This window comes from Streptomyces sp. A 4/2, from assembly GCF_940670765.1.
Classification (GTDB): Bacteria; Actinomycetota; Actinomycetes; order Streptomycetales; family Streptomycetaceae; genus Streptomyces.
Window position 1 is genome coordinate 62,580 of the sequence record NZ_CALNVW010000044.1, and the last position, 11,934, is coordinate 74,513.

At 68.7% G+C, this 11,934-nt stretch carries 12 protein-coding genes and 3 pseudogenes; 11 read left to right on the forward strand and 4 right to left on the reverse strand.

Translation table 11 applies throughout. The annotated features are described in order from the left end of the window. Nucleotides 1–55 precede the first annotated feature (55 nt). Entirely contained in the window at nt 56–811 is a 756-nt protein-coding gene (locus tag NBY69_RS30390) for a DeoR/GlpR family DNA-binding transcription regulator (protein WP_250305102.1), read from the reverse strand. 48 nt (nt 812–859) lie between these two features. On the opposite strand from NBY69_RS30390, the gene NBY69_RS30395 reads away from it, so the two are divergent. Together NBY69_RS30395 and NBY69_RS30400 are read left to right on the forward strand one after the other, a co-directional pair. Beyond that, the gene (locus NBY69_RS30395; RefSeq protein ID WP_250305103.1) at nt 860–1,243 is read left to right on the forward strand and encodes a DUF4406 domain-containing protein; all 384 of its coding nucleotides are present in this window, start codon (nt 860–862) and stop codon (nt 1,241–1,243) included. Next, complete coding sequence (locus NBY69_RS30400; protein WP_250305104.1) at nt 1,240–1,914, forward strand: NUDIX domain-containing protein; 675 nt, start codon at nt 1,240–1,242, stop codon at nt 1,912–1,914. The genes NBY69_RS30395 and NBY69_RS30400 overlap by 4 nt, the downstream gene beginning before the upstream one ends. Here the strand turns inward: NBY69_RS30400 and NBY69_RS37730 are convergent. Next, on the reverse strand, nt 1,838–2,476 hold the full coding sequence (locus NBY69_RS37730) for a transposase family protein (protein WP_374211358.1): 639 nt from the start codon (nt 2,474–2,476) through the stop codon (nt 1,838–1,840). The two genes, NBY69_RS30400 and NBY69_RS37730, sit on opposite strands and share 77 nt — an antisense overlap. A 68-nt stretch (nt 2,477–2,544) precedes the next feature. On the opposite strand from NBY69_RS37730, the pseudogene NBY69_RS30405 reads away from it, so the two are divergent. The 3 genes and pseudogenes from NBY69_RS30405 to NBY69_RS30415 form a co-directional block, all read left to right on the forward strand. Beyond that, nucleotides 2,545–2,631: pseudogene (locus NBY69_RS30405) on the forward strand (transposase); the annotation flags it as partial. Between the two features lie 398 nt (nt 2,632–3,029). Continuing rightward, nucleotides 3,030–4,274 (forward strand): IS110 family transposase, encoded by a 1,245-nt coding sequence (locus NBY69_RS30410; RefSeq protein ID WP_250305105.1) that lies wholly within the window; start codon nt 3,030–3,032, stop codon nt 4,272–4,274. Nucleotides 4,275–4,368: 94 nt separating this feature from the next. Continuing rightward, entirely contained in the window at nt 4,369–4,830 is a 462-nt protein-coding gene (locus tag NBY69_RS30415; RefSeq protein WP_250305106.1) for a hypothetical protein, read from the forward strand. A 564-nt stretch (nt 4,831–5,394) separates the two neighbouring features. Here NBY69_RS30415 and NBY69_RS30420 read toward each other — a convergent pair. After that, nucleotides 5,395–6,531: a M20 family metallopeptidase gene (locus NBY69_RS30420; RefSeq protein ID WP_250305107.1), complete on the reverse strand. Its 1,137-nt coding sequence runs from the start codon at nt 6,529–6,531 to the stop codon at nt 5,395–5,397. 233 nt (nt 6,532–6,764) lie between these two features. Here NBY69_RS30420 and NBY69_RS30425 point away from each other — a divergent pair, with 233 nt between their 5' ends. From NBY69_RS30425 to NBY69_RS30450, 6 genes and pseudogenes are all read left to right on the forward strand, one after another. Next, nucleotides 6,765–7,649: a LysR family transcriptional regulator gene (locus NBY69_RS30425; protein ID WP_250305108.1), complete on the forward strand. Its 885-nt coding sequence runs from the start codon at nt 6,765–6,767 to the stop codon at nt 7,647–7,649. A 179-nt stretch (nt 7,650–7,828) separates the two neighbouring features. Beyond that, nucleotides 7,829–8,239, forward strand: a pseudogene (locus NBY69_RS37735) (relaxase domain-containing protein); the annotation flags it as partial. A 28-nt stretch (nt 8,240–8,267) separates the two neighbouring features. After that, nucleotides 8,268–9,431 carry a protein kinase domain-containing protein gene (locus NBY69_RS30430; protein ID WP_250305109.1) on the forward strand — a complete coding sequence of 388 codons (1,164 nt, stop codon included), beginning with the start codon at nt 8,268–8,270 and terminating at the stop codon, nt 9,429–9,431. A gap of 117 nt (nt 9,432–9,548) precedes the next feature. Continuing rightward, nucleotides 9,549–10,010, forward strand: coding sequence for a hypothetical protein (locus NBY69_RS30435; protein WP_250305118.1), 462 nt, complete (start codon nt 9,549–9,551; stop codon nt 10,008–10,010). Between the two features lie 25 nt (nt 10,011–10,035). After that, entirely contained in the window at nt 10,036–10,446 is a 411-nt protein-coding gene (locus tag NBY69_RS30440; RefSeq protein ID WP_250305115.1) for an aKG-HExxH-type peptide beta-hydroxylase, read from the forward strand. A gap of 471 nt (nt 10,447–10,917) precedes the next feature. After that, nucleotides 10,918–11,235 (forward strand): annotated as a pseudogene (locus NBY69_RS30450) (transposase family protein); the annotation flags it as partial. A gap of 29 nt (nt 11,236–11,264) precedes the next feature. On the opposite strand, the gene NBY69_RS30455 reads toward NBY69_RS30450, so the two are convergent. After that, a complete protein-coding gene (locus NBY69_RS30455) occupies nt 11,265–11,843 on the reverse strand; it encodes a TRADD-N-associated membrane domain-containing protein (RefSeq protein WP_250305110.1) in 579 nt (192 codons plus the stop codon). Between the last annotated feature and the right edge of the window lie 91 nt (nt 11,844–11,934).

Consider the following 11,934-nt stretch of genomic DNA (forward strand, 5'->3'; position numbering starts at 1 on the left):
GCTCAGCGCCTCAGAGGGCGCTCCTGCCGGTCAGAGATCCCGGATTCGGCTCTCATCAGGCTACGAGGACCTCCACGCCGAGTATCTTGAGTTGCTCGATGACCGTGTCGTGAGGATCGGCGTCGGTGATCAGCCCGGTGATCTTCTCCCACGGCAGGACGCGGTACGGCGACGCCGTACCGATCTTCTCGCAGGAGGCGAGGATGTAGGTGTCCGCGGCCCGCGCGGACAGGGCACGCTTCATCGCCGCCTCCTCGGCGTCCCCTGTGGTCAGTCCGGCCTCGGGGTGGACGCCGGTGATGCCGAGCAGGCACAGGTCGGCGTAGACGTTCTGCGCGGCCTCGACCGCGGCGGCGCCGCAGGTGACCGCCGAGTGCTTGAAGACGCGCCCCCCGAGGAGCAAGAGCTCCGCCCGCGGGTGGTTGATCAGAGCCGTGGCGATCGTCGGGCTGTGGGTGATCACCGTGCAGGCGAGGTCCTTCGGGAGCGCCCGCGCCACGGCGAGGGCGGTGGTGCCGCCGTCGAGGATCACCGAGCCGCCCGGCCGCACCAGTGCGGCGGCCACTGAGGCGACCTTCCGCTTGCCGTCCGGGGCCACCGCCTGCCGGGCGTCGTAGTCCACCACTGCGGGAGACGCGGGCAGCGCGCCACCGTACACCCTTTGGCACAACCCCTCGGCGGCGAGATCGCGAAGGTCACGTCGCACGCTGTCCTCGGAAATGCCCAGTTCGGCGGCGACGTCCTTGGCCACGATCTTGCCCCGCCGGGCGAGCAGATCGAGCAGGTGCTCGCGTCGTTCAGCAGCCAGCATTCGCATTCCTTCCCGTTCTTGCACGATTCTGCATGTATCTTAGCCGCCATGACCGACAAGCCCCTGCTCATCCTCATCGCAGGTCCCTACCGTTCCGGCACCGACGGCGACCCGCAGGCCATGGCCGCCAACCTCGCCCGCCTGGAAACCGCGGCCTGGCCCGTCTTCGCGGCCGGACATCTCCCCGTGATCGGCGAGTGGATCGCCCTGCCCGTCCTCCACTCCGCCGGCGCGGGCCCCACCGACCCCCTCGCCGACCAGGTGCTCTACCCGACCGCCGACCGGCTGCTCGCCCATTGCGACGCCGTGCTGCGCCTGCCGGGCGGATCCGTCGGCGCCGACCAGGACGTCGCCACCGCCCGCCACCGCGGCCTGCCCGTCTACCACGACATCGCCGAGATTCCGCGCCGCACTCCGCAGGAGACCATGTGACGAGCAGCCCGGGTGTCGACACCCCCGATCACCGCGGACGCACCGGTCTCCACCTCGCCGGACGCGACCTCGGCCGCAACCCCGACGTCCGGATACGCGACGTCGAACTCACCTCCCAGGGCTGGCACGTCCTGCGCCGCACCACCTTCGACTACCGGCGCCGCGACGGAAGGTGGGAGACCCAGCAGCGCGAGACCTACGACCGCGGCAACGGCGCCGTCGTCCTGCCCTACGACACCGAACGCAGCCGCGTCCTGCTCACCCGCCAGTTCCGCTACCCGGCCTACGTGAACGACCACCTCGACGGCATGCTCATCGAGGCGGCGGCCGGACTGCTCGACGCGCAAGACCCGCACACCGCGATCCACCGCGAGAGCGCCGAAGAACTCGGCATCAGACTCGGCCCGCTCATCCACGTGCTCGACGCCTACATGAGCCCGGGCTCCGTCACCGAGCGCCTCCACTTCTTCGCCGCCCCCTACACCCCGGCCGACCGGACCGGCACGGGCGGAGGACTTGAGGAAGAGGGCGAGGACATCGAAGTCCTCGAACTTCCCTTTGCCGAGGCCCTCGCCATGACCCGCGACGGACGCATCACCGACGGCAAGACCATCCTGCTCCTGCAATGGGCAGCCCTGTGCGGACCCTTCGCCCGACAGCAGAACGTCTGAAAGTCCGCCTTCGCCAAATACGCCCAGGAAGGCAGTTCAGCACCGTGCCGTAGTGACGGCCCCTGCGGAAAGCGAAGTCGTCGACGCCGAGAACCTCCACCTGGCCCACCTCCGGCTCGGGCAGAGCCCTGACCAGCCGCAGCAGTGTGTCCCCGCCCACGGTGATGCCGACCGCGGAAGCCAGCCGGGCTCCTGCCCTGCCGGCCAGCGCCAGCCCGATCCGCGTCAGAACCACGCGCAACAGCGGGGTCTGCCGGCTGTGCGGGGTCGTCAGTCCCACGATCTGCTCGGCGAACGTCATCGCCGTGCAGGCAGTGTTCTCGCAGCGGAACCGACGTATGTGTAACTCGATCACCACGCTCAGCCCGCCTACCGCGACATCACGCAACGTGCGTACGTACCGGCCGTGCACCCGAGCAGATCTCTGACCGTACCGGCAGCAACCGCTCTTCGCTCGCACCCGCGTTCTCAGCACCACCTTGTCCGGCCGTCGCTCGACCTCCTCAACGAGCAACGCCGACAGATACGGAAGCAGCTCCAGAAGCACATCGCGAGAGCACACGATGCATGATCGCGAACGGTCCGTACGGACCGCTCAACCGTCCGGATCACAAGATTGTCGACAGAACCAAGATCCGCGACGGCGCGGTCGCCAACCGGCCCATTTGTGTGGCCCTGGCCGTCACGGCCGAGGGCCGGCGGGACATCCTCGGGCTAATTCGTCAGTAATTAGAGGTTCTGGATCTCTGAGAGGCCCGGGGCGGCGTGTTCCGTTCGGGCAGGACGTGTGTGGTCCGGTCGGTGCTGTGGTGACCCCTACGACACCTCCGACCGATCAGGTCTGTGGAAAGACCGGTGGCGCTGTGGTGCCGGCCGGTCCTCGCACGTTCTGCCCCCACGGGCCCGTCGGGTTCGGGATCCTCGATGGATGAGCTGTCGTACAGTGACGCGTTTTTCCTCACGAGCCTTGAGCTCTGGACACGGCGTGCGCCCGTGCGGTCCGGCTGTGCCGCGCACGGCTGATGAGGTGGCGGGCCTTGGAGCCCTGGAATTAGTGCGCCGTGCGGTCCCGCGTGCTCGCGTTCGAGAACAGCACCGGCGAAGGGGCGGGATCCATGGATGTGTTCTGCGGGATCGACTGGGCGGAAGGGCACCACGACGTCGCGATCATCGACAACACCGGCAAGCTGCTGGCGAAGTGCCGCATCGACGACGACCTGGACGGCTACCAGCTCCTGCTCGACCTGATGGCCGGGCACGGCGACAGCGCCGAGAGGCCGATCCCTGTTGCGATCGAGACCAGCCGCGGCCTGCTGGTCGCCACCCTGCGAACCGGCGACCGGCAGATCTTCGCCATCAACCCGATGGGGGCCTCCCGCTACCGCGACCGGCACGGCGTGAGCCGCGAGAAGTCAGACCCCGGCGACGCCCTGGTCCTGGCGAACATCATCCGCACGGACATGCCGATGCACCGGCCGCTGGCCGATGACAGCGACGTGGCCCAGGCCGTCGCTGTTCTCGCCCGCGCTCACCAGGACGCGGTCTGGAACCGGCAGCAGATCGCCAATCAGCTCCGCTCGCTGCTGCGCGAGTACTTCCCGGCTGCCCTGGACGCGTGGCGGCACAAGGCGGGCGGACTGGTGCGGGCCGACGCGCGGAAGATCCTCGCTGCGGCACCGACCCCGACCATGGCCGCCGAGCTGCCGCTCTGGAGGCTCAAGGTGATGATGCACAGCGCCGGCCGCAAGCGCGGCATCGACGAGGACGCCGAGCGGATCCAGACGCTGTTCCGGCAGTCGGCCGCCCGGCAGTTGCCGACGGTGGAGGAGGCCATGGGTACCCAGGCCAAGGCGCTGCTGGTTCAGCTGAACGCGGTCTGCAGGGCCGTTGACGAGCTCGCGAAGGCGGCCGAGCGGACCTTCCGGAGCCACCCCGACGCACCAGTGATGCTCAGTTTCCCCGGTATCGGTCCCGGAGTCGGCGCACGCCTCCTGGCCGAGATCGGCGACGACCGCAAACGCTTCGCTACCGCCGGTGGACTCAAGGCATACGCGGGAGCGGCGCCGATCATCCGAGCCTCCGGCAAACGCAAATACGTCGGACGGCGCTTCGTGAAGAACAACCGGCTCAACCACGCCGGCTACCTGTGGGCCTTCGCCACCCTCACCCACTCCAAGGGCGCCAACGCCCACTACCGGCGACGACGCGAGACAGGGGACTGGCATGCCCAGGCCCTGCGGCACCTGTTCAACCGGATGCTCGGCCAGCTCCACCACTGCCTCCTGGCACGCGTCCCATGCGTGAAGCAATCGCCTTCCCTTCAGAGCCCCAGGCAGCAGCGACAGCTACTGCGTGAATAGGACGGCCCTGTCTCTCTGCTCTCGCCTGGCGGGCGGCAGGATGTGCGGATGGCGAAGAGCGAGATAGAACTGCTGGCCCTGCTGCGCGAACTTGATGACCGGAACGACTGGAACGGCCGCTGCACTACGGCCGCTGCACTACGACCGCGCGGCGGTCGGCCTCAAGTTCGGCAGGCTGGTGCGTCGGCTCGCAGCAGACTTTGGTGCCTCGTGCGAGTCCGAGCGGGACACCCAGGACTCCAGCGAGTACGGGCGTGTCCACGTGCCTGCGGACGCGACGGTCTACGGGACGCGGATCGTGGTCTGCGTGAACAAGTTCGGCTCCCTCGCCGAGGTCTGCGCCGACAAGCCGGGGGCCTTCCTCGGCACGGACGAGGCCCACGAGGAGGGGGCGCTGGACCTCGGCGACCTCGCCATCGTGGAGCGGGCGCTGGCCGACCTCGGCTACGTGAGTGTCCCCGAGGAACTGTTGGAGAGCGACTACGAGGGCCCCAGCGCGCTGGAGCACTTCGCGGCACGGCCCACCTGGTGGACACGGTTCTTCGGCCTCTGGTGACCCGCCCGCCCGGCCTCCACCGTCAGTCGGCCTCGTGCGTTGGCTGGGGCCCGAGGAAGGACCCTCGGCAAGATCAGAAAGGGACGGCCTAACAACCCACGGCTTGACGGCTTAACTGCATGAGGTGTCTTCCTCGGGACGGGGAGAGGCCGGGTTACCTCCTGGCGGGCGGGTATCGATTCCCGGTGTGGGTTGGGGTGTGGGAACGGGGCCAGTTCCTCGCGCTCACTGCTGGTCAGCCCGTTGCGCTCGCCCGGCGTCGACCTCGGCCTGCTTCACCCAGTCCCGCACCGCGGTCTCGGTCAGTTCGAGTCTCTGGCGACTTGCCCGACCGAGCGGTCACCTCGTCGGCACAGACCGACGATCTCGGCCTTGAACTCCGGGCGTGAACGAACGACGAGGGCGGCGAGGCTTCTTCTTCCCCGTGCTCTCCATGATGGACATCCTCCCGGGGCTGAACCCCAGATCTCGAATGTCCGTCAAAGCGGATCAAGCCCAGGGGAACCCGGCACGCTCAAACAGGGGCCTCGGTTTCGTTTCGGAGCGACACTTGTCAAGGCCGCTTCAGTTGGTCACGTGGTCAATGAGTCGAGCGAGCAGACGAGTGCGGGGGACCATCTGGGCGATCTCGACGTACTCGGTGTCCGCGTGCGCGCCACCGCCCACGGCGCCCAGGCCGTCCAGCGTCGGACAGCCCGCCGCCGCAGTGTAGTTGCCGTCCGAGGCGCCGCCGACGGCGATCCCCCGCATCGGTTCCTGGCCCAGTTCCGCGGCGATTCGGGAGGCGAGGGCGAACAGTTCGGCGGAGGACTCCGGTTCCATCGGCGGCCTTCTCCTGCCGCCCAGTACCTCCAGTCGGGCTCCGGGTAGCCGGGCGACGAGCCCCCGCATGAACTTGTCTATCCGGTCCTGCGCCGCCAGGGTCGGTACGCGCACATCCACCGACACCTTCGCCAGTGCGGGCACTGTGTTGAGAGTGGTGCCGGCCGTCAGGAGTGTGGGCGTGATGGTCGGCGCCCCCAGGACGGGGCAGGTGGCTCCCGTGGCGCCCATCGAGCCTGCGAGGTCGGCGACGGCCAGGACCTGGTGAGCGGCCTCGATAGCGGCGTTGACCCCCTTTTGCGGTTCCAAGCCCGCGTGTGCGGCACGGCCGTGCACTACGACCTCGTACCGCGAAGTGCCCTTGCGGGCGGTCTTGAGCGCGCCTTCCTCGTCCGCGGACGCCTCCAGTACCAAGGCGGCCGCGCACCCCCGCACGGATTCCTCGATCAGCTGCCGGGAGGTCGCGGAGCCGACTTCCTCGTCCCCGTTGACCACAACGCACACCCCCTCCGGGGAGGACAGGGAGGCCAGCGCGTGGAACATCTGCACCAGGCCCGCCTTCATGTCCAGGACCCCGGGGCCGCGGGCGATCCCGTCGGCCACCGACCAGGGGTGGTTCTGAAGCGAGCCCATGGACCACACCGTGTCGTGGTGTCCCACCAACAGGACCCGTGGAGTGCCGAAGCTCCACCGCAGATGAGTCACACCGTCGATCACGATCACCTCCGGCCTGGCCCCCAACAGCCTGGCCCCCAGGGCGCCGACCACCTCGGCGCTGCGCGCCACCGCCGCGTGGTCCGCCGAGAAGGACTCGCAGAGTACGAGGTCCTCCAGATCGGCCAGCATCGCCGGCAACGCGAGCGCGGCCCCGCGGGTCATGCGTCCTGCCCCATCTCAACTCCCTTTCGCACCAACATACTTACCCCTCGGGTCTCGCAGTTCGTTGGAGTGCGGCGGTGCTTGTCCCCCCTCAAAGCACCGCCGCGTGAACGACGTTAGGGCGAGGCAAGGCATTCCACCAGCGACTGGATTGCATGGGATCTATGCATCTGAGGAATACATGCGGCAAGATGGCGAGGGCCGGAGGAGAGGACCTCGGAGGAGGGAGGAACGTGTTCGAGATCGACGCGCTGCGGCTGCTCGTGGCCGTGGCCGAGACCGGATCGTTCACGAAAGCGGCGGCCCGGCTCAACTACACGCAGTCCGCGGTGTCCCGGCGAATCGCCGCGCTGGAACAGCAGACGGGCGGGCCGCTCTTGGAACGGCTCCCTCGGGGCGTACGGCTGAATCCCGCAGGCCGTACCGTGCATCGGCACGCCATGGAGGTGCTCGACCGGCTGTCGCGGGCGGAACGGGAACTGGCCGTGCTGCACGCGGGCCACGGCGGGCTGCTGCACATCGGCGCGTTCGCCACCGCCAACATCTCGCTGGTACCTACCGCCCTGAGGGCACTCCAGGACACCAGGCCGGATGTCGAGGTCGTCGCGGTCGAGGGCCCGACCGACACGCTGATGGCGCGCCTCGCGGACGGGGTGCTGGACCTCGCCATCGTCAGCGACTACCCGTCCGGTCTGCCGTCGGCCGACGGTGTCACGACGACCGCGTTGTGCGAGGACGAGCTGTTCGTCGCTCTCCCACGGGGGCACCGCCTGGCCGGAGCCGGGACGATCGACCTGCGTGAACTGCGCGACGAAGCCTGGCTCCAGAACGCGTACGGCGACCGTCCCACGATGCTCGCCGACGCCTTCGCCAGGGCGGCCTTCACCCCCAGGAAGATCACCCGGATCGCGGAGTGGTCCGGGAAGTTCGGCTACGTGGCCGCCGGGCTGGGGGTGGCGCTGGTCCCCTCGCTGGCCGCCTGGGCGGTCCCCGACGAACTCGTCCTGTGCAGCCTCACCGACCCAGCCCTGCGCCGGACCGTACACGTGGCGCTGCCTGCCGCCCCGCTACCGGCGGCACTGAAACTGCGGGATCTGCTGCGCGACGCCGTTGACTGAGCCGTTCTCCGGAGCGATCAGCCGGTATGCAAGGTGAGTGTGGGTACAAGGCATCGAGTGTGCTGGCCAGTGTCCAAGGCCCCTCCTGAGACCTCACATCGGCAGGGACAAGATCGTGAGACAGATGCGCCGTGACCCTTGGATGAGACAGCCGGAAAGACCCAGGTCGTTACAGAGGAATGGGACATTCTGATTGCGGGCCTACAGGGCCGATCCATTCCGAGGTCCTGTTCGAGAACACGGTCGCCGCGTCCTCGCTCTACAACGAAGTCGTGGCCGCTGAGGTCTGTGAGGAACTGGGGCTCGCGACCGAGCCGCGTACCGTTACCGCGGGCCGACGACCCGTCATGGAGATTGCTGGGGTGCCGCACGAGCTGATCGGCTGGACCGCGAAGCGCGGCGGGCAGATCGCCGCCTGCCTCACCGAGTTGGAGCACGAGTACGTCACCGCCGTCAACGACGACGGCGAGCTGAAGTACCTGCCCGCGGTCTCCGAGGGGGCCCGGGTGGAACTGATGCGGATGGCCGCCCACAAGACCCGGCCGCCCAAGCAGAAGGCCCGCCCGCTCGCGCAGCTGCGCGCGTGGTGGAAGGCGAGCGCGATCCTGAATTTTTGGGGTGGAGCTCAGGTCCACGGTGCTGCTGCCAGAACTCGCGGTTGGGACGTGGCGGCCCGGGGAGGGGGCGGACCGCGACGCCGGATGGCACATCGACGACCTGCTCGCCTTCACCCGCGTCAGCACCCTGGTCCTCGCCCACCACGACGGCACCGCCCCGGTGGTCCTCAAGGCCGGGTTCAGAAGCAACCACGTCCTGGCCGAACTCGACGAGGAGACCCGGCCGGCCGCCTACGGCTTCTACTGGTACGCGGAGATGACCGAGGCCGAATGCGACCTGACCCGCGAGGACTTCCGGCACGAGATCGCCGTCGCGCGCACCGCCACCGACGCCGAGCACATCGTGCCGCCGATCGAGGAGGGCAGCACCGAGCAGTTCGACTGGTACACGATGCCCCACTGCACCGACGGCAGCTTTCGCCCCCTGCTGACCAAGGCCGGCGGCAGCCAGGCGGTCGGCCTGCGGGTGCTGGCCGACGTTGCCGACGGCCTGGCCACCCTGCATGAGCGCGGCATCGTGCACCGCGACGTCTACCAGGAGAACGTCCTCCTCCACGAAGACCGCGGCCTGATCACCGACCTCGGCGCCGCCCGCCGCCTCGACACCCCCCCGCGGGCCCGCCGCCCGCGGCCCCGAAGTCCACTGGCCCCCCGAGTACGCGACCTCCTACAGCACGGCCACCCCGGCCGCCGACGTCTTCAGCCTCGCGGTCCTCACCTACCGCTACCTCTGCGCCGACATCCTCCGGCACAGGCACTCGCGCCTGGAGACCGCACCTGCCGCACTGCGCCCGCTGCTGTCGGCGGCCCTTGTCCCCGAGCCGAAGGACCGGCCCGAGATGGGCGAGCTGCGCGACGGCCTGCGGCACCCGGCCACACCGACCACCGCGCCCCACCGCGCGGTCACCGACACCACCCTGTGAGGACGGAGAGGCCGGTGCCCACTGCCCGATCGCCCCCGTATCCCCGAGCCCCGTACGTGCACGGCCCACTATCCGCGTTCGGAAAGGACGAGCACCCTGGACGAGCCCCGGATCACCGAATTCCTCGACGCCGTCGGCGAGTTGCGCGGCGAGGACGAGACCGTCCGCGCCACCGCCCACACCTCCAGCGTCTCCGCCGAGGGCTGGACGACCACCGAGGCGGCCGAGCCTGCCACGGGTAGCAACGCCTGAGCGGCACCACCGCGCCGGCGGTGAACTGCCGGTGAGCACCGCCTGGGGCCGGACCCGTCAGGTCCGGCCCCAGGCCCAGCCCCGTCGGAAGGACCCCTCTCGTGCTCATGCCCGCCATAGATTTCGTCCTCGCCCCGATCCAGGACCTGCACCAGGACCGGACCAGCCCGATCCACACCGTCCTGAAGGCCGGCAGCGCCCCTGCGCACGGTGCGGCCACCGTCTACTGCCTGGCCCACCACGCCCTCGAAGGCGTCGAAACCGCCGCGCGCGCCAAGGACACTGCCACCTTCGACCGGTACCGCGCCCACCCCGACGCCAACGCCTCCGCGCTGAGCACGCCCACTGTCGTGGGGCTGCGCGTTGTGGTCTCCCCGGGCCCGGACGGCATGCTCCGCTCGCCGCTCTCGGAGACCCGTACTACCTCCTGGGGCCCGACACTGCGGCTGCCGTGGGGGAGCAGCAGGAACTGGCGGCCGTCGCGTACGCCATGGGCGCCCGGGCTGGGTTCGCCAACCTTCTGGCTGGCCACGCCGTCGTCGCCTGCCTGCTGCGGCGCAAGAACCTAGGCGACACCCTCTCATCAGCTGGTCCATTACCAGGCTTCCGGGCACCGTCTTCTGCGACCACGTCGGCGACCCCGCCGTGCTGGGCCGGGACCTCGTCCACGAGGCGGGGCACAACTGGCTGAACGACGCCCTGACCGCAGCCGCCTGCAAGATCAGCGACGAGACGAGGTTCTACTCCCCGTGGAGAAAGACCAAGCGCCCAGTGTTCGGCTTCCTCCATGCCTGCTGGGCCTTCCCCCTCACCATGATCTACACCGCCCGCATCCTCCCGGACACCGACGGACCCACCCACGACTTCCTGGCCGCCTACCTGGAACAGCAGCGTGGTCTGCTCGTCACCACTACCGAAGACCACACCCGCGCACTCGCCCTGATCACCAACTCCACACTGCGCCAGCGCCTTCGCGCCGTTCACGACGAGGCCCTCACTCTGTGAACTGCACGGCAACCCCAGCTTTGAGGACCTGATCGCGGCTATGCCCGCTTCCTCGCCCAGACCATCCAGGCCCCTGACGACAGCGATGCGGCGGGTGCCCGACGAGCAGCACCTACACCGTGCTCTACGACCCCCCGGGCTGATCGAGGCCGAACACCCCTGGACCGCGCCCCGTACGAAGCACTCGTCACCGCCGTGCTCGCAGGGACGGACCCGGACCTCGAACCCCGCGACGACGAGCAGATCGCCCTCCAACTCACCGGGCACGCCCGCGCCGTGGCCGCCGACGTCCGGCGCCACGCCGCCGCCCTGCCCAAGAACGACGGCCGCGGCGCCTTCGCTGAAGTCGTCCTCCCTGAAGCCGACGGCCGCCTGTCCGCACCGCTGGAGCGCACCGCCCTCTGCGCCCAGAACCGCGCCCGCCTCGTTCGAGCCCTCTACACGCGCCTGGACCGCCTCGTCAGCGCCGTCCCCGAGCACCGAATTATCTTGATCTGCGCACGCCAGGGCGTCCCCGTCCTGGCCGACCGGGCCTACCAGGGAGCCGGACAGTGGGTGGCCACCGGACGCAAACGACCTCCAGGCGGTGAACTGTCTCCGACTCCGCGCACGGTCAACCAAGCACTGGCCCGGGTACCCGTCGAACGAGGGATGGCACGACTGAAGTCCTGGCGCATCTTCCGCCGGTCCCGCGTAAGCCCCAATCGCATGACGTCAATCGCCGCAGCCGTCCTCACCCTGGAGAGGCAAACGCTGAAAACGCTCACTATTCGCTACCACCGATTATGAGACAGAGCCACTCGCTGTACAGACCCATTTCAGGATGAAACTTGATCATTGTGAACCATCGGCATCTCCGAGCCTGCGAACCTCATGATCAGACCGGCCTGCAGCCGCGCCTTGATCTTCGGATCGTTAACCTCGGAGAGAAGCGAGATCGCTTGCTCTGTCGACCGTTCGGCGCGCATGTCATCCCGAAGCCCATCCGTCTCCGACGCCATGTGGTTCAAAGCCTTGTCCGACTCACGATGAAACAGACGCCCGATCACTGTGGTCACGACCCCAGCAGACGTCGTCACGATGGATGCATCCAGATTGCCGTGCGTCTCAGCCCGCCAGATCGCAAGCCCAACCCCGAGCAGCAGCACAGCGCCGCCGAGTGCTGAGAAAACCTGACTTGTGATGAAGCTTCGTTGTGACTGCGTCAGACCGTATGCATAACGCTGCACGAGTAGCTCGGCGAAACGGTCGTCGTCAACCCGCTGTTGAGCTGACAAGGAGCGCTCTCGTGCAGCGCCTTCAACTTGCGCTTCCAGAACGCCGACGGGTTCCGATCCCGCCCCAGTTGCAGAGATGCTCTCGGAGGCGGTGGGGTCTGATGCACGATCGGGTGACATCTGAACTGGCTTGCCCTGTAGGGCAGGTGGGAAGGATGTCGCTGTGCCCAAGCCTTATCCGGAAGAGTTCCGCGAGGATGTCGTGCGGGTA

Excerpts from the sequence above, each read along its gene's own strand:
- NBY69_RS30390 (WP_250305102.1), bottom strand. The coding sequence starts at position 811 with ATGCTGGCTGCTGAACGACGCGAGCACCTGCTCGATCTGCTCGCCCGG.
- NBY69_RS30395 (WP_250305103.1), top strand. The coding sequence starts at position 860 with ATGACCGACAAGCCCCTGCTCATCCTCATCGCAGGTCCCTACCGTTCC.
- NBY69_RS30410 (WP_250305105.1), top strand. The coding sequence starts at position 3,030 with ATGGATGTGTTCTGCGGGATCGACTGGGCGGAAGGGCACCACGACGTC.
- NBY69_RS30415 (WP_250305106.1), top strand. The coding sequence starts at position 4,369 with ATGACCGGAACGACTGGAACGGCCGCTGCACTACGGCCGCTGCACTAC.
- NBY69_RS30420 (WP_250305107.1), bottom strand. The coding sequence starts at position 6,531 with ATGACCCGCGGGGCCGCGCTCGCGTTGCCGGCGATGCTGGCCGATCTG.
- NBY69_RS30435 (WP_250305118.1), top strand. The coding sequence starts at position 9,549 with ATGCCCGCCATAGATTTCGTCCTCGCCCCGATCCAGGACCTGCACCAG.
- NBY69_RS30455 (WP_250305110.1), bottom strand. The coding sequence starts at position 11,843 with ATGTCACCCGATCGTGCATCAGACCCCACCGCCTCCGAGAGCATCTCT.